The following is a 15922-nucleotide window of genomic DNA, read 5'->3' as shown; positions in this document are numbered from 1 at the left end:
TCTTAACCTACAATGTCAAAGAGCCGACAAAAATACCGACACTCGCATAACCCTCCTCTCGGAAAGCTTGGAGCATCTGGTTTTTTGCGACCGCTGCGTCCAGACCGTGTGGCCGTTCGCTGCGGTGACACCCCTCTAGGGCCAGCCCACAAACCCGTCAAACACTATTTTACAGTTTTTGGTCGGTTTCCGGAAAAACGGTGCTTGAGGCCCCTGTGACGCTTGGCGGGGCGGTATCAGCCTCACCGGGGGTGCAGCTTGGCCAACGCTATGCCTGCGAGGTTCTGGGCTCGACCGATATGCCGGATGCGGAGCTGCTCGAACCCGACGGCTAGCTCCGTGAACCGAGCCCGGTGTGCTTCGAGCTCAGCCGAGCGACACCGCGCCGTTCGATTGGCTTGGGTCACGACCAGCGTGGAATCGCCGAGCAGCGTGATATCGCGGTCGCCGTTTCGTGCTGCGATCTCCAATGCCTGGATCGCAGCCAGCCATTCGGCGTCGCTGTTACTGCCGTTACCGAGATCGTGCTGGTAGTGCGCTACCCCCTTCCGGACTACCGCGCATTCGATGGGGCCAGGGTTTGGCCGGCAACCGCCATCGAAGAACAGCTTGATCGACCGCCCATATGTCATCAGGCCTTGGCTCGCGTTTTCGCTGCCACCTCGTCAGACGCACGTCGCTTCGAGTGCGCCAGCGCTGCGCCAACAGCGATCAGACAAAGACCCGCAACCGGCGAACCGCGACGGATCGACCTCAGACCGCCGAACGCCAGAAGCGATGCTGGTAGCCCTGCCTGCACGCCACTGAAATGGACTGCGGCCAAGGCCCCTACCCTGTCCCGCTCCTCGGGCTGAACAACTGGCTTCGGGTCAATGTCTGTCGCAGCCGTATCTGCGACGGTCGCACCTCGCGTTCCCATCGGTGTAGCCTCACCGGTCGTCGTGTCGCTCGTCGTTTGGTGCTCCAGTTCCGAATTCAGCTCTGCGCCGAGCAGGAAAACATAGGCCGAGAGCCACAGCCATGTGAGGAGCACGATGACCGCGCTCAGTGAGCCATAGGTCGCGCCGTAATTTCCAAAGCGCGAGACATAGATGCCGAACCCGATCGTCGCGCCCAGCCATATGACCGTCGCAGCCAAAGATCCGGGCGTCAGCCACGCCCATTTGGCTTTGTGACGATTGGGGCCGAACCGATACAGGCACGCCGCCGCCGTCACGCCCAGCGAGGCGAGCACGCCGTAACTGACAAGGCGGATCGCCAGCAGCAGGATTTCCGGCGCGCCAGGTATCAGGCTGTCGAGTAGCGCAAAAGCCGCGGTCGACAGGGCGGCAACCAATGCCAGCATCACCGCCCCACCAGTGATCGCGAAGGCCAGCAGGTTCAACACGATGAACCCCCGCGTTTCCTTCTCTTCATAGGCGATGTTGAGCGCGGTGACGATCGACGAGGCACCCTTGGTGCCGCCGTACAAGGCGATCCCCAGCGCGATGACGAGGCCGAACCCCTTCTTGCCTTCCGACGTGCCGACGACGGTCGCCAGCTGATCGCCGATCACGCGGGCCGCATCATCGGGGAGGACGTTGAAAAGAGCACGGATGTTGGCGACGACGGTCGCGGTATCGGCAACCAAGCCATAGATCAGGACGACCGACGCCAGCAACGGGACGATCGCCGCGAACCCGTAGAACGCGGTCCCCGCGGCGATGAGCCCGATATTATCGTCCGCTGCCTCGGCCCAGGTGCGCTTCAGGACCTTCCACCATTCGCCTGCCGACATCGACCAGGGGCTGGTGGCAGTATTCGGCAAAGCGGTCGTATCGGCCAGAGTCTTGGTCCTCGGAAAGAATGGTGATGCGAGGATCACCCCGCATCAGCCCAACGCCACGGGTCTGGAAACGTGCCGCATGTCCGTACGCATTCATTTCTAAAGCTCGCGAAGCGCGCGTGCGGGGCGCGCGCCGAGAATTGGCCACGTGCCGATCAGTCCGATCGCCATCGTCAGCCCGGCACCCCCGACCAGCGTCGCAAAGACCGTTGCGTGATCTGGCAGCCATTCGAACGTGAACAGCTGGGTCACGACATACCACGCGCCGCCGAGCCCCAGCAGCAAAGCAAGCAGCGACAGCACGATGCTCAAAAACGCGTATTCGAGCGCCTGGACCGCGAGCACCTGCCGCCGCGTGGCGCCGAGGGTGCGCAGGATCACGCCGTCGTAGGTGCGCGCCTCGCGTGCGGCGGCGATCGCACCGATCAGCACGGCGATACCGGCCAGGATCGCGACCGATGCCGCCGCGGTGATCGCAGTCGCCATCTGCGAGACGATCGCGCGAACCTGCCCCAGCACACCGCGCACCTCGATCACCGAGACCGACGGGAAGCGGGGCAGCAACGCACGCATCACCCTCGCCTCCTGCCCGGGCGCGAGATCGATCGTCGCCGCGAGATTGTGCGGAGCGTCCTCGATCGCGTTGGGCGAGAAGACCATCACGAAGTTGAAGCCAAGCGTATCCCAGCTGATCCTCCGGAACGATGCGATCGTCGCGGTTCGCTCCACCCCGAGCAACGTATAGCTGAGCGGATCGCCGATCTTCAGGTCGAGCACTTTCGCCAGCCGCTCGTCGATCGAGACGAGCGGCGGCCCGTGGTAGGTTCGCGGCCACCACCGACCCGCAGTTAGTTCGCTCCCTTCAGGAAGCGTCTCGGAATAGGTCAGACCGCGCTCGCCGCGCAGCGCCCAGGCGCCCTCGGGCAACGTCTTGAGATCCGCAACCCGCGTCGTGCCATAGCCGGTGATCGTGCCGCGCATCGCCGGCACCGTTCGGATCACCGGGTGGGTGGCGATAGCTTCGACAACCCGGCGAAACTCGGCCTCGCGATCGGGCGGGACGTCGAGCGCGAACAGCGCGGGCGCGCGCTGCGGCACGGTCCGCTCTATGTTCGCATCGATGCTGGTGCGGATTCCGGCCAGCAGGACGAACAGCGTCAACCCCAGACCGAGCGCGACGACCAACGTCCCGGTCCTCGCACCGGGCCGGTGCAGACCGGCAACCGCCAAGCGGAGTAACGGGCGCCGCGATCGAGGCAGCAGCGCGGCGCCGCGACGGATGCTCCGCCCGAACAACGCCAGAATAGCGAGCACGCCCGCCACCGCAGCGAGGAAGCCGGCACTCAAACCGGGCTGTTCAGCGGTCAGCAGCGCAAGCGCGACGATCGCCGCACCGGCGCCGAGCACCCAGGGAAGTGTCCGACGAAGTGGTACGCGGCGCTCGCCGGGAAGCCCGCGCAGCAACCCGGCGGCAGGGATACGCCCCGCCTCGATCAAGGGCGGTGCGGTAAAGGCCAGCGCGATCAGCATGCCGTACGCCGCAGCAAGCGCGAGCGGCGCGACCTGAACGGCGAACCGTGGCGCGACGGGCAGGACGTCGCCGGCAAGCCAGACGATCAACGGCACGGTCACGATCCCGGCGACCAGCCCCGCGGCGATCCCCATCGCCGCGACTACCGCGACCTGCAGGATATAGATCCGCGCGATGATCCCCGAGGTGGCGCCGAGCACTTTCAGCGCGGCGATGCTGCTGCGACGCGCGGTCAGGTAGGACGACACGCCGTTGCCGACGCCGATCCCGGCGATGACCAGCGCGGAGAGACCGACGAGCAGCAGGAACTGGCCCATCCGGTCGACGAAGCGCTCGGCGCCGGGTGCGGCGCGGTCGCGAGTCTTGGTTTCCCAGCCGCCGGTCGCGAACGCCGCCTTGAAGCGGTCGGTGACGGTTTGCGGCGACGCGCCTTCGGGCAACCGGACGCGGTACTTGCTTTCGTACAGACTGCCGGGCTGGACGAGACCGGTCCGTGTGATCCCCGCGAGCGAGACGATCGCCACTGGGCCGAGCGTGAACCCCTCCCCCAACCGGTCCGGCTCGCTCGTGACGATCCCACCGACGGTGAACGCTGCGGTGCCGAGCCTGACTTTGGCGCCGGGCGCTATCCCGAGGCGCTCCGCCAGCGCGGGCACGACGAGTACGGTCGTCGCGTCGAGCGGTTTAGCCGATCGGCCACCGTGCAAAGCCAGCGTGCCATAGAGCGGATACGCGGTGTCGACACCTTTCAGCTCGATCGGCACGCTGTTGGTGCCGCGCACCGCCATCGCCTGCATCCGCACCGTTTCCGACACGACACCGAGCCGCGCCATCCCTGCGCGTTCGGCCGGCGTCGCGGCGCGCTGCGAGGCCGCGAATTCCACGTCGCCGCCGAGAATCGCGCTACCGCGGGAGGCGAGTTCGGCGTCGATCGCCTGGGTCAGGCTGCCGATCGCGGCGAGCGCCCCGACGCCGAGAAACAGGCACGCGAGCAACAGCCGCAGCCCGCGAAACCGCAGGTCGAGTTCGCGCTGCGCAAGCCGCCACGCCAGCCGCCAGTCGTTCACCGCAAGCGATCCGCGACGATACGCCCGTCGCCCAGCTCGACGATCCGGTCGCAGCGCGCCGCGAGCGCGGGATCATGCGTGATGACGATCAGCGTCGCGCCGGTCGCCGCACGACGATCGAACAACAGGTCCATGATCGACGCCCCGGTCGCGGTGTCGAGATTGCCGGTCGGCTCGTCGGCGAACACGATATCGGGCCTCGGCCCGAGCGCGCGGGCGATCGCTACGCGCTGCTGCTCCCCGCCCGACAATTGAGTCGGATAATGGCCGATACGGTGTGATAGGCCGACCGCGGTCAGTTCGGCTTCCGCGCGCGCGAACGCGTCGGGCATGCCGGCCAGTTCCATTGGCACCGCGACGTTTTCCAGCGCGGTCATCGTCGGCAGCAGATGGAAGGCCTGGAGGACGATGCCGATCCGCCCGCGTCTCGCGCGCGACAACGCATCCTCGTCGAGCGCCCCGAAATCGAGCCCCGCGACCCGCACGCTGCCGCCGCTCGCCTGTTCGAGTCCGGACAGGATCGCCATCAGCGACGACTTGCCCGATCCCGACGGTCCGAGCAGCGCGATGCTGGTCCCGCGCGCGATATCGAGGTCGATGCCCTTCAAGATCGTCGTCGCCGCAGTTGCCGCGCCGAGCGTCAGGGTGACATCGCGAATGGTGATCACCATGTCGTCTGCGGCGTCGTCTGCGGCATGATCGGGCACGGCGTCGTGCGCATTGTGAGTCATGGGTGGTTGGAGATCTTCAAATTGGAGCGAAATCGAAAAAGCAGGCGTCGGACACTGTATGGGGTCAGCGCGGTCCTTCTCCAAGCCGGGCTGCTTGCCGGATGCGATCGAAGCGACACGACACCCGCCCCCTCACCTCCCACCAATGCCGTCGCGCCAGCCGTTGCAACGCCAGCGCCGAAAGGTCCGCCGAAGTTGATCCTTGCATTCGGGGACAGCCTGTACGCGGGGTATGGGCTCGATCGCGGGCAGAGTTTGCCGGATGCAGTACAAGAGCGACTGCGGCGTGACGGGATCAATGCGACGATCGTCAACGCGGGCGTGTCGGGGGATACGAGCGCAGCGGGGCGTCAGCGGTTCGCGTTCGCGCTCGACAATATGGCGCGCAAACCCGATCTCGTGCTGATCGGGCTGGGCGGGAACGACGTGCTGCGCCAGATCTCGCCTGCCGAGACGCGGGCGAACATGACCGCGATGCTCGACGAGGCAAAGCGTCGCAGTATCCCCGTGATGCTGACGGGAATGATGGCGCCGCCCAATCTCGGCCCGGACTTCGCCAGTCAGTTCAACGCGATCTGGCCGGACTTGGCCAAGCGGTACGATGTTGCGCTCTATCCGTTCATTCTGGACGGGGTGATCGGCAATGCGCAGTTGATGCAGGTCGATCATGTTCATCCCAATCCGGGTGGGGTCGCCAAGATCGCAGCAAAGGTAACGCCGGTGGTCGAGACTGCGCTCGGGAAAGCCAGTTAACCCTCGCGTTTGAGTAGCGCTGTTCGCAAGCATTGGCAGACGATCTCGTCGCGCTGGTTGATCAGGCGGTGGGTGAAGGTGACGATGCCCGCCTCGGGACGCGACTTGCTCGGCTTAAGCTCTGTAACCTCCGTCTCGGCACGCATCGTGTCGCCGATGAAGACGGGTTTCGGATGTATCAGCTTGTCGTAGCCGAGGTTCGCGACGAGCGTGCCGAGCGTCGTCTCGCCGACCGACAGCCCGACCATCAGCGCGAAGGTGAAAGTGCCGTTGACGAGGATCCGGCCGAACTCGCTCGCCTTGGCCGCCTCGATATCGAGGTGGAGCGGCTGCGGGTTGTGAGTCATCGTCGAGAACAGGAGGTTGTCCGTCTCGGTCACGGTGCGGCGGATCTCGTGCTCGATCCGGTCGCCGATGCTCCACTCGTCGTAATAGCGTCCGGCCATCAGCTATCCTTCTCGATGCGGACGAGCATGGTGCCCTCGGTCACCTGCCCGCCCTCGATTGCGTTGAGGTCCGCGACGATGCCGTCGAACGGCGCGGTCAGGGAGTGTTCCATCTTCATCGCCTCAAGCGTGACGAGCTTCTGGCCCTTCGCGACGGTATCGCCGGCCGCGACGTCGACCGCGATGATGCGGCCGGGCATCGGCGACAGGATCGCACCATCGGCCGCTCCGCCTGCAACGACTCCGGATGCGCGCCAAGGCTTGAGCTGCCAGGTCTGGCCGGCTTCGGAGATCAGAACGTCTTCGAACACCGACGTCGTTCCGGCCTGTCCGTCGAGATCGACCTCGACCGGTTCGCCGTCCAGCAGGAACGTCGCGCTACGACGCGGCGCGGCGTTGAGACGGAAGCCGGCGATCGGATCGGCGGAGACGAGCGCGCCTGCGGCATCGGCCAACGCCTCTTCGGTCGGGTGCGTCGGCGGCATGAGCGCGTCGCCTTCGCGGGCGATCAGCCCGGTGTCGAGCGTGCCCGCGACGAAGTCGGGATGGTCTAGCGCCTCGACGAGGAACCCTGCGTTGGAGCGGACCGGCCAGACGACCGCGCCGTCGAGCGCATACGCGAGGGCTTCGCGGGCAGTCTCGCGGTCTTCGCCCCAGGCGATGACCTTGGCGATCATCGGGTCGTAGAAGGGCGAGATTTCAGCGCCCTCCTCTACCCCCGTATCGACGCGGGCCGAGGTGCCGAGATCGAAGCGTTCGAGCGTTCCGATCGACGGCAGGAACCCCTTGGCTGGATCCTCGGCATAGAGCCGCGCTTCCATCGCCCAGCCGTCGATCGCCAGCTCGTCTTGGCGCTTGGGCAAGGGCTGGCCAGACGCGACGCGGAGTTGCCATTCGACGAGGTCCTGGCCGGTGATCTCTTCGGTCACCGGGTGCTCGACCTGCAACCGCGTGTTCATTTCCATGAACCAGATGCGGTCGGCGCGGAGGCCTTCGCTGGCGTCGGCGATGAACTCGATCGTGCCGGCGCCGACGTAATCGACTGCCTTGGCGGCTTTGACCGCGGCGGCGCAGATCGCTTCGCGCGTGGCGGCGTCCATGCCGGGTGCGGGCGCTTCCTCGATCACCTTCTGGTGGCGGCGCTGGAGCGAGCAGTCGCGTTCGAACAGGTGGACGACGTTGCCGTGGCTGTCGCCGAAAACTTGCACCTCGATATGGCGCGGCGAGAGGATGTATTTCTCGATCAGCACGTCGGTGTTGCCGAACAACGAGGCCGCCTCGCGCTGGCAGGAGACGAGGGAGTCGGCGAAGTCGGCGGCGGTGTCGACGCGGCGCATGCCCTTGCCGCCGCCGCCGGCGACTGCCTTGATCAGTACGGGATAGCCGATCGCGTCGGCCTCCGTCTTCAGACGGTCGGGGGACTGGTCCTCACCGAGATAGCCCGGCGTAACGGGCACGCCGGCGGCGATCATGCGCTGTTTGGCCGCGTCCTTCAGGCCCATCGCGCGGATGCTGTCGGGGTTGGGGCCGACCCAGATCAGGCCGGCGTCGAGCACGGCCTGGGCGAAGTCGGCATTCTCGGACAGGAAGCCGTAGCCGGGGTGGATAGCCTGCGCGCCGGTCGCCTTCGCGGCGGCGATGAAGCGGTCGCCGACGAGGTAGCTTTCGCGCGCCGGGGAGGCGCCGATGTGCACGGCTTCGTCGGCCTGGCGGACGTGGAGCGCGTTCGCGTCGGCGTCCGAATAGACCGCGATCGTGCGGATGCCGAGCGCCCTTGCGGTACGGATGATGCGGCAGGCGATCTCGCCGCGGTTGGCGATCAGGAGCGATTCGATCATCGGTTTAGCCGAGTGAAGTATAGAAAGTGTAGACGCCCACGCGATGTGCACTTCGCGTTCGAAACGGCGGCGCGGGGTCGGGTTTCGGCGGACGGGATCGGCTGTTTCAGCATGGCGATCCCGGCATAGGCCGATGCGGGCGGTGTAGGACAGAGCATGTCAGTTCGCGCAGCCGGTGGTGCGCTTCGACCAGGTGAGGTTGGCGATCTTCCAGCGGCCGGCTTCGCGGACCATGTCGAAATGGTCGATGCCACAATGCGAGACCTTGCCGTCGATCGTGAAGACGTAGGGCGACCAGACCATCGCGATATCGCCGTCGATGTCGACCGCGGGATCGGTCAGCCGTTCGGCGTAGCGTTCGGGGCCGGGCTTGATCATGGCCGCGAACTCGGGCCAGCCCATGCGACGGACGGTGCGCGTGCCGTCGGGCTTTTCCTCGGCGACGGTGGCGCCGCCGTCGGGGCGGACCTGGGCGAGGATCGCCTGGCCGTCACGCGCGGCCAGCGCGGCGAAAAGCGCATCGATCGGGACCATGACGCCGGCGTCTTCGGTCAGGGGCGCCGGCGGCAGTCCGGTGCCCTTGACGATTGGCTGGACCGGGGTGACCTGACCGGCGGCGAGGAGAAGTGACAGCAGGATCATCGGGTTACATCCTGAACACGCCGAACGCGGGGCGTTCGGGGATGGGAGCGTTGAGCGTCGCGGCGAAGGCCAGGCCCAGCACGTCTCGCGTTTGGGCGGGATCGATGATGCCGTCGTCCCACAGGCGCGCGGTGGCGTACCAGGGGTTGCCCTCGTCCTCGTATTTCTGACGGACGGGCGCCTTGAAAGCTTCGGCCTGCTCGGGCGTCCAGCTGTCCGCGTCGCGGTGGACGGTGGCGAGGACGGAGGCCGCCTGTTCGCCGCCCATCACGCTGATCCGGCTATTGGGCCAGGTAAATAGGAAGCGCGGCGAATAGGCGCGGCCGCACATGCCGTAATTGCCCGCGCCGAAGCTGCCGCCGATCAATACCGTGATCTTCGGGACAGTCGCGGTGGCAACGGCGGTGACAAGCTTTGCGCCATGTTTTGCAATGCCTTCCGCCTCGTACTTGCCGCCGACCATGAAGCCGGAGATGTTCTGAAGGAACAGCAGCGGGACCTTCCGCTGGCAAGCGAGTTCGATGAAGTGCGCGCCCTTCTGCGCGCTCTCGCTGAACAGCACGCCGTTGTTGGCGAGGATCGCGACCGGGATGCCCCAGATGTGCGCGAACCCGCAGACGAGCGAGGTGCCGTAGAGTGCCTTGAACTCGTGGAACTCGCTGCCGTCGACGAGGCGCGCAATGACTTCGTGGACGTCGTAGGGCGCGCGGACGTCGCTGGGGACGATGCCGTACAGCTCTTCGGGGGCGAACTTCGGCGGCCGGGACTGCTGGAGGTTCACCGCGGTCTGCGCCTGCGGTTGCAGCGTGGAGACGATGTCGCGGACGATCGTCAACGCGTGCTCGTCGTTCTCGGCAACGTGATCGACCACGCCCGAGCGGCGGCCATGCGTGTCGGCGCCCCCCAGTTCCTCGGCGGAGATGACCTCGCCGGTCGCGGCCTTCACCAGCGGTGGGCCGGCGAGGAAGATCGTCCCCTGCCCGCGAACGATGATCGTCTCGTCGGACATCGCGGGCACGTACGCGCCACCCGCGGTGCAGCTGCCCATGACGCAGGCGATCTGCGGGATGCCGAGCGCGGACATGGTCGCCTGGTTGAAGAATATCCGGCCGAAGTGATCGCGGTCGGGAAATACCTCGGCCTGGTGCGGCAGGTTGGCGCCGCCGCTGTCGACGAGGTAGATGCAGGGGAGCCGGTTTTCCTGCGCGATCTCCTGCGCGCGGAGGTGTTTCTTGACGGTGAGCGGGTAGTAGGTGCCGCCCTTCACCGTCGCGTCGTTGCAGACGATCATGCACTGGCGACCGGAGACGCGGCCGATGCCGATGATCAGGCCGGCGCCGGGGACTTCATCATCGTATAGGCCGTTGGCGACGAGTTGGCCGATCTCGAGGAACGGCGAGCCGGGGTCGAGCAGGCGTTCGACGCGGTCGCGTGGGAGAAGCTTGCCTCGCGCGGTGTGGCGCTCGCGGGACTTGGCGTTACCGCCTAGCGCGGTTCGGGCGACGTCCTCGCGGAGGGTCTCGGCAAGCGCGCGGTTGTGGGTCGCGTTGGCGCAGAAGGTCTCGCTGTCGGGGGACAGGGCGGAGGTGAGGACGGGGGCGGTCATGCCAATCCTCCCCGGCACGGGGAGGGGGACCGTTCGTCCGCTTGGACGAAGGGTGGAGGGGGGCTTCCGCCAGCGTTACGTGCGGGGTGAGCCCCCCCCACCGCTACGCGGTCCCCCTCCCCGTGCCGGGGAGGATTTGCGGTGGCCATTACTGTGCCACCTTGGGAGCAGCCCCGATAAGTTCTCTGCCGATCAGCATGCGGCGAATCTCGTTCGTCCCCGCGCCGATGTCGAGCAACTTCGCGTCGCGCATGAACCGCTCGACCGGCCAGTCCTTGGTGTAGCCGGCCCCGCCGAGCGCCTGGATCGACTCGAGCGACACCTTCACCGCGCTCTCACTCGCCAACAGGATCGCGCCCGCCGCGTCGAACCGAGTCGTCTTGCCGGCATCGCACGATTTGGCGACCGCATAGACGTACGCGCGCGCCGAACTGAGCGCGACGTACATGTCGGCGACCTTCGCCTGGATCAGCTGGAACTGGCCGATCGGCGTGCCGAACTGCTTCCGCTCGCGGACGTACGGGATCACGACGTCGAGGCACGCCTGCATGATGCCGAGCTGGATACCCGCGAGCACCGCGCGCTCGTAGTCGAGGCCCGACATCAAGACGCTGACGCCGCCATTCTCGGGGCCCATGACGTTCTCGGCCGGGACCTCGCAATCGGTAAAGACGAGTTCGGCGGTGGGCGACCCGCGCATACCCATCTTGTCGATCTTCTGGCCGATCGCGAAGCCCGGCATATCCTTCTCGATCAGGAACGCGGTGATCCCGCGCGAACCTTCGCCGGTCTTCGCATAGACTACGAGGGTATCGGCGTACGTCGCGTTGGTGATCCAGAATTTCGTGCCGTTGAGGACGTACCCCGCGTCGGTCTTGACCGCCTTGAGCTTCATCGAGACGACGTCGGAGCCGGCCCCCGCCTCGGACATGGCGAGGCTGCCGACATGCTCGCCCGACACTAGCTTGGGCAGGTACTTCGCCTTTTGCTCGGGATTGCCCCAGCGGCGGATCTGGTTGACGCACAGATTCGAATGCGCGCCGTAGCTGAGCCCGATCGACGCGGATGCGCGGCTGACTTCCTCGACCGCGACGACATGCTCGAGATAGCCGAGGCCGAGGCCGCCAAACTCCTCCTCGACGGTGATGCCGTGCAGCCCGAGTTCGCCCATCGCAGGCCACAGTTCGCGCGGGAACCAGTCGTCCGCGTCGATCTTCGCCGCCAGCGGCGCGATCTTGTCCGCGGCGAACCGCTGCGTGGACTCGCGGATCATGTCCGCAGATTCGCCCAGCGCGAAATCGAAATCGTTCAGCATGCCATCTCCGTGTCGCCTCACTTGCCGAGGCTTGTTGCGCGGCGACTAGCACAGCGTTTCCTTGCGCGAAACCAGCGGTGAAACGGTCATCCCCCCTTCCCGCTGGGCGATGTTCGTGCGAACGATATTTGCTCATGGGGCGTGGACGTAAGGCACGAAGATGCAATTGAGCGGTTTGATCGCGCGGCTGGGTCGACATCTCGACCTGACCGAGGCGGAGCGGGACGCGATCCTGCAGGCTGAAAAGGGCGAGCGACGCCTGAAGGCCGGCGATGTGCTGATGGCGGAGGGTGGCGAAAGCCATGCTCTGTACGTCGTGCGTCAGGGCTGGCTGCATTCGTCGACCAAGCTGATCACCGGCGGGCGGCAGATCCTGCGGTTCCATTATGCAGGCGATCTGATCGGGACATCCAGCATGGCGTGGTCGCAGGCGGCGGCGACGCTGACCGCGATCTCCGACTGTATCGTCATCGAGATGCCGAAGAATGCCCTGGGCCAGCTGTTCCGAGCACAACCGCGGATCGCCGGGCTGCTCTATGCGATCGCCGCGGCCGAGAACGTCGCGATGAGCGACCGGCTGACAACGATCGGCCGGATGGGGGCTAGCGAGCGGCTGTCGACGCTGCTGCTCGATATCATGGCGCGGCTGCGGGTGACCGCCGGGGGAATCGTCGACTCGTTCGACCTGCCGCTGACGCAGACCGATATCGGCGATGCGCTCGGGTTGACCAAGGTCCACGTCAACCGCACGATCCGCGCGCTGGAGAAGTCCGGCGTGATCGAGCGGACCGGCCGGCGGGTCAAGATCGTCGACGAGAAGGCGCTCGTCGCAGCGACCGGGTTCGTCGATCGCTACGGCGAGATCGAGACGGCGTGGTTGCCCGCCGCCGCTTGAAATTCAGGTGCGATCGACCACGAACAGCGTGACCCGGTCGTACTTGATGTCGCCAGGATTGAAGATCGCATCGGGGACGAACGGGCGATCGATGACCTCGATATCCTTCAACCCGGCGAGCTTGAACGTGCCGAGCTTGATCTCCTTGGGCGGCTGACCGTCGCGCTCGAGCGTGATCGCATCGACGAACACGTCGTCATGCTTGGTGTAGAGGATGTGCGGGGCGAGCGTGCAGACCATCCGGTTATACGTCGCGGTAATGCACTGGCGCAGCGCGATCGCCTGCAACAGCAGGGCGTTCGCGTTGGCGGGCGAGGACTGGTCAGGGGTCGAGGTCATGTTGTGCATCGCAGCATAAGTTTGGGGGATCGGAGCCGTTAGGCCGAACGCGGCGCTCGCGACAAGACCTAACTTGCCGCAAGCGCCGGTTTAGCCCGCCGCTTCGACCTCGTCGGTGTGCACGTCGAAGCCGACCAGACGCGCCGGACCGAAGCTGGTGGTGAGCGCGGTATCGGTCGCATCCCTGCCCCGTGCCATCAGTATCCGGCCTATCCGCGGACGGTTGTGGCGCGCGTCGAGCGTGTGCCAGGTGCCACCGAGATACACGTCGAACCAAGCCGAGAAATCCATCGGCGCGTCCACCGGCGGGATGCCGATATCGCCGAGATAGCCGGTGCAGTAGCGTGCGGGGATGTTCATGCAGCGGCACAGCGTGATCGCAAGATGCGCGAAATCGCGGCACACGCCCTGACGCTCCTGATACACGTCCCAGGCGGTCTTGGTCGGGCGCGCGAAGTGATAGCCGAACTCGACATGGTCGTGCGCGAAGTCGACGATCGCCTGCACGCGTTGCCAGCCGGCGGGGACGTGGCCGAACAGCGACCACGCGGTCTCGGACAGCCGGTCGGTCTCGCAGTATCGGCTGCCAAGCAGGTAGATGAGGACGTCGTCGGGCAGATCCTCGACCGCGTGCTGGACTGCATCGGGGGAGACGGGGTCCGGCAGGCCGCTGTCCTCGATCGTGAAGTCGCACGACAGCGTCAGACCGCCCTTGGGGACGGTAAAGCGCGAGCAAACGTTGCCGAACGCATCGAGATAATCATAGGTCGGCACGTCGGGATCGGCCGCGAGCCGGTGCGGCGTCACCAGATCATTGTTGCGCGACGGATGCAGGCTCAGCATCGCCATCATCGGCGTCGCGACGTCGGTTTCGAAACGAATGTCGTAGCCGGCTCTGATCAGCATCGATGTCCCCCTTGGATGCCCTGGTGTCATGCGGATTGCGATGATGGATGCTGGTGACGCGCGACCTCCGCGTCCTCGTCGACGGTGATGTCGACCGACACGCTCATGTCGAGGAAGCTGCCGGGAAAGCCGCTCCAGGTCCCCGAGACCGGAACCGCCTGGTAGATGTCGCGGGCGATCGCGACACGGACTAGGCCGCGATTGCCAACGATGCCGTTGGTCGGATCGAACTCGACCCAGCCCGAGCCAGGCAGATACACGCGGACCCAGGCATGCGTGTTGCCGCCGCCGGTGCGATGCTCCCGACGTGTAGGGTTGTAGACATAGCCCGACACGAACCGCGCCGCGAAACCGAGCGCGCGGACCGCCTCGATCATCAGCATCGCATAGTCGCGGCACGTACCCTTGCGCGTCGTCAGCGTCTCGATCGGCGACTGCGTGCCCTTCTCCGGACGCTGGACATAGGTGAATTCGCGTTTGATCGCGGCGGTCATCTCCGACAGCATCGCCAGCGTATCGGTCTTCCCGCCGGTGCCGACGAAACGCCGCGCCCAGCTGTCGATCTGGCGTTGCGGGTCGTGATGCTGGCGCTCGATCGAGCGCAGCAAATCGGGCATTTCCTCCGACGAATAGGTGAACGGATACTGTCGGGCATAGCGCTCGATATCGACCCGCTGCAGTTCCGCCGGGCTGTGGTCAAGGCGGACGGTGCTGTCGATCACAAGATCCTTCGCGCGCTTGGCGAAGGTGGCGATCGCGACCGAATTGCCGAACACATCGTGCAGCCAGCGCACATCGGAAGGCTCGGGGATGATCGTCAGCGTGGCGTCGATCAGGTGCTGATCGTAGCTTTCGCGCGGTCGGACCATGATCCGGTGCTCACCGAACGCAACCGGTTGGCGATACGAGTATTTGGTTACATGAGAGAGCGTTAGAGATGGCATCGAGGATCCACGTCGCATGAACAGCACTGCCAGCCAAACGCTGCTTGGGACCGAAGATGCCGCACCGGTTATGGTGGTCAACCCCAAAGGTGCGTCATCGTTCCTGTTGATCGGCGATCACGCCGGAAATGCCGTGCCGAAGCGGTTGAACGCGCTGGGCCTGACCGATGTAGATCTGGCGCGGCATATAGGCTGGGACATCGGCATCGGCGAACTCGGCGCGATGTTGGCGGAAAAGCTCGACGCGGTGTTCGTCCGCCAGACCTATTCGCGGCTGGTGATCGACTGCAACCGCAACGAGACCCAGCCTGACCTGATCGCGGACATCAGCGACGCGACGGTCGTTCCGGGCAATGCCGGCCTGCGCGACGCGGACCGTGCGGCGCGGCTGGCGGAGATTCATGCGCCGTATCAGGCGGCGATCGCGGCCGAGCTGGCGCGGCGCGATGCGGCGGGGATGCGGACGATACTGGTCGCGCTCCATAGCTTCACGCCCGCGATGCGCGGTGCATTGCGCGACCAGGCACGACCATGGCAGATCGGTATCCTCTACGACGACGGCGACACGTGTTTCGCACAGGCGCTGCTCGATGTGTTGCGCGCCGAGGCCGACCTGACGGTGGGCGACAACGAGCCGTACCGGATGGATCTGATCGATTACACCATCCCACGCCACGCCTATCCGGCGCGACGGCCTTATGCGGAGATTGAGATCCGGCAGGACCTGCTCGGCTCGACCGAGGGCTGCGTGGCATGGGCGGATCGACTGGCGCGGTTGCTCTTGGTCGCGGCCGATGCGAGTGCGGCGAGTCGACATCCCGCAAGTGTTATTGGCGTTCGCTGAATGAACCAGTGGCGAAGCAGAAACGCCCGCCACCCCGTCATCCTGACGAAAGTCAGGACCCAGGGTCACGCGAGATCCGCTGCTTGATTCTGGATTCTGACGTTCCTCAGCAGGACGTCGGGTGAGCGCTCCCCCGCTTTCACGGCGGGTCCGTGTTGCATTGCGGTAACAGCCAGTCACCGATGTACCGGCCTTCCCCAATTCCAACTTGATATGATGTATCATATAGTTTTAATCGTC

The 15922-nt window shown here is 65.8% G+C and carries 15 protein-coding genes; 3 read left to right on the top strand and 12 right to left on the bottom strand.

Annotation, left to right across the window (positions count from 1 at the left end; all coding sequences use genetic code 11):
- Nucleotides 1-242 precede the first annotated feature (242 nt).
- The 4 genes from C8J43_RS10345 to C8J43_RS10330 all read right to left on the bottom strand — a co-directional run bounded on the left by C8J43_RS10345 (nt 243) and on the right by C8J43_RS10330 (nt 5094).
- Nucleotides 243-632, bottom strand: a complete 390-nt coding sequence (locus tag C8J43_RS10345; RefSeq protein ID WP_133030763.1) for a reverse transcriptase-like protein — start codon at nt 630-632, stop codon at nt 243-245.
- The gene (locus C8J43_RS10340; protein ID WP_243645498.1) at nt 632-1807 is read right to left on the bottom strand and encodes a YihY/virulence factor BrkB family protein; all 1176 of its coding nucleotides are present in this window, start codon (nt 1805-1807) and stop codon (nt 632-634) included. The genes C8J43_RS10345 and C8J43_RS10340 overlap by 1 nt, the downstream gene beginning before the upstream one ends.
- Before the next feature lie 117 nt (nt 1808-1924).
- Complete coding sequence (locus tag C8J43_RS10335) at nt 1925-4423, bottom strand: FtsX-like permease family protein (protein WP_207893355.1); 2499 nt, start codon at nt 4421-4423, stop codon at nt 1925-1927.
- A complete protein-coding gene (locus tag C8J43_RS10330; RefSeq protein ID WP_133030843.1) occupies nt 4420-5094 on the bottom strand; it encodes an ATP-binding cassette domain-containing protein in 675 nt (224 codons plus the stop codon). Before C8J43_RS10330 ends, C8J43_RS10335 begins: the two co-directional genes overlap by 4 nt.
- Before the next feature lie 255 nt (nt 5095-5349).
- Here C8J43_RS10330 and C8J43_RS10325 point away from each other — a divergent pair, with 255 nt between their 5' ends.
- Nucleotides 5350-5907 (top strand): arylesterase, encoded by a 558-nt coding sequence (locus C8J43_RS10325; protein ID WP_347812505.1) that lies wholly within the window; start codon nt 5350-5352, stop codon nt 5905-5907.
- Here C8J43_RS10325 and C8J43_RS10320 read toward each other — a convergent pair.
- From C8J43_RS10320 to C8J43_RS10300, 5 genes are all read right to left on the bottom strand, one after another.
- Nucleotides 5904-6353, bottom strand: a complete 450-nt coding sequence (locus C8J43_RS10320; RefSeq protein WP_133030760.1) for a MaoC family dehydratase — start codon at nt 6351-6353, stop codon at nt 5904-5906. The genes C8J43_RS10325 and C8J43_RS10320 overlap by 4 nt on opposite strands.
- Nucleotides 6353-8191, bottom strand: a complete 1839-nt coding sequence (locus C8J43_RS10315; protein ID WP_133030759.1) for an acetyl/propionyl/methylcrotonyl-CoA carboxylase subunit alpha — start codon at nt 8189-8191, stop codon at nt 6353-6355. The genes C8J43_RS10320 and C8J43_RS10315 overlap by 1 nt, the downstream gene beginning before the upstream one ends.
- A gap of 159 nt (nt 8192-8350) precedes the next feature.
- Nucleotides 8351-8833, bottom strand: a complete 483-nt coding sequence (locus tag C8J43_RS10310; RefSeq protein ID WP_133030758.1) for a nuclear transport factor 2 family protein — start codon at nt 8831-8833, stop codon at nt 8351-8353.
- Nucleotides 8834-8837: 4 nt separating this feature from the next.
- Nucleotides 8838-10439 carry a carboxyl transferase domain-containing protein gene (locus C8J43_RS10305; protein ID WP_133030757.1) on the bottom strand — a complete coding sequence of 534 codons (1602 nt, stop codon included), beginning with the start codon at nt 10437-10439 and terminating at the stop codon, nt 8838-8840.
- A 148-nt stretch (nt 10440-10587) separates the two neighbouring features.
- Complete coding sequence (locus C8J43_RS10300; RefSeq protein ID WP_133030756.1) at nt 10588-11754, bottom strand: isovaleryl-CoA dehydrogenase; 1167 nt, start codon at nt 11752-11754, stop codon at nt 10588-10590.
- A gap of 166 nt (nt 11755-11920) precedes the next feature.
- Between C8J43_RS10300 and C8J43_RS10295 the strand changes: the two genes are divergently transcribed.
- On the top strand, nt 11921-12649 hold the full coding sequence (locus tag C8J43_RS10295; RefSeq protein WP_162237258.1) for a Crp/Fnr family transcriptional regulator: 729 nt from the start codon (nt 11921-11923) through the stop codon (nt 12647-12649).
- 3 nt (nt 12650-12652) lie between these two features.
- Here the strand turns inward: C8J43_RS10295 and C8J43_RS10290 are convergent, their stop codons facing one another.
- The 3 genes from C8J43_RS10290 to C8J43_RS10280 form a co-directional block, all read right to left on the bottom strand.
- A complete protein-coding gene (locus tag C8J43_RS10290; protein WP_121904609.1) occupies nt 12653-12988 on the bottom strand; it encodes a hypothetical protein in 336 nt (111 codons plus the stop codon).
- 90 nt (nt 12989-13078) lie between these two features.
- The gene (locus tag C8J43_RS10285; protein WP_133030755.1) at nt 13079-13894 is read right to left on the bottom strand and encodes a transglutaminase family protein; all 816 of its coding nucleotides are present in this window, start codon (nt 13892-13894) and stop codon (nt 13079-13081) included.
- A 26-nt stretch (nt 13895-13920) separates the two neighbouring features.
- On the bottom strand, nt 13921-14838 hold the full coding sequence (locus C8J43_RS10280) for a transglutaminase family protein (protein ID WP_133030754.1): 918 nt from the start codon (nt 14836-14838) through the stop codon (nt 13921-13923).
- Between the two features lie 16 nt (nt 14839-14854).
- Here C8J43_RS10280 and C8J43_RS10275 point away from each other — a divergent pair, with 16 nt between their 5' ends.
- Nucleotides 14855-15682, top strand: coding sequence for an N-formylglutamate amidohydrolase (locus C8J43_RS10275; protein ID WP_133030753.1), 828 nt, complete (start codon nt 14855-14857; stop codon nt 15680-15682).
- Nucleotides 15683-15922 lie beyond the last annotated feature (240 nt).

The sequence above is a fragment of the Sphingomonas sp. PP-CE-1G-424 genome (assembly GCF_004341085.1).
Lineage (GTDB): Bacteria > Pseudomonadota > Alphaproteobacteria > Sphingomonadales > Sphingomonadaceae > Sphingomonas.
This window is presented reverse-complemented; position numbering and strand designations above follow the sequence as displayed.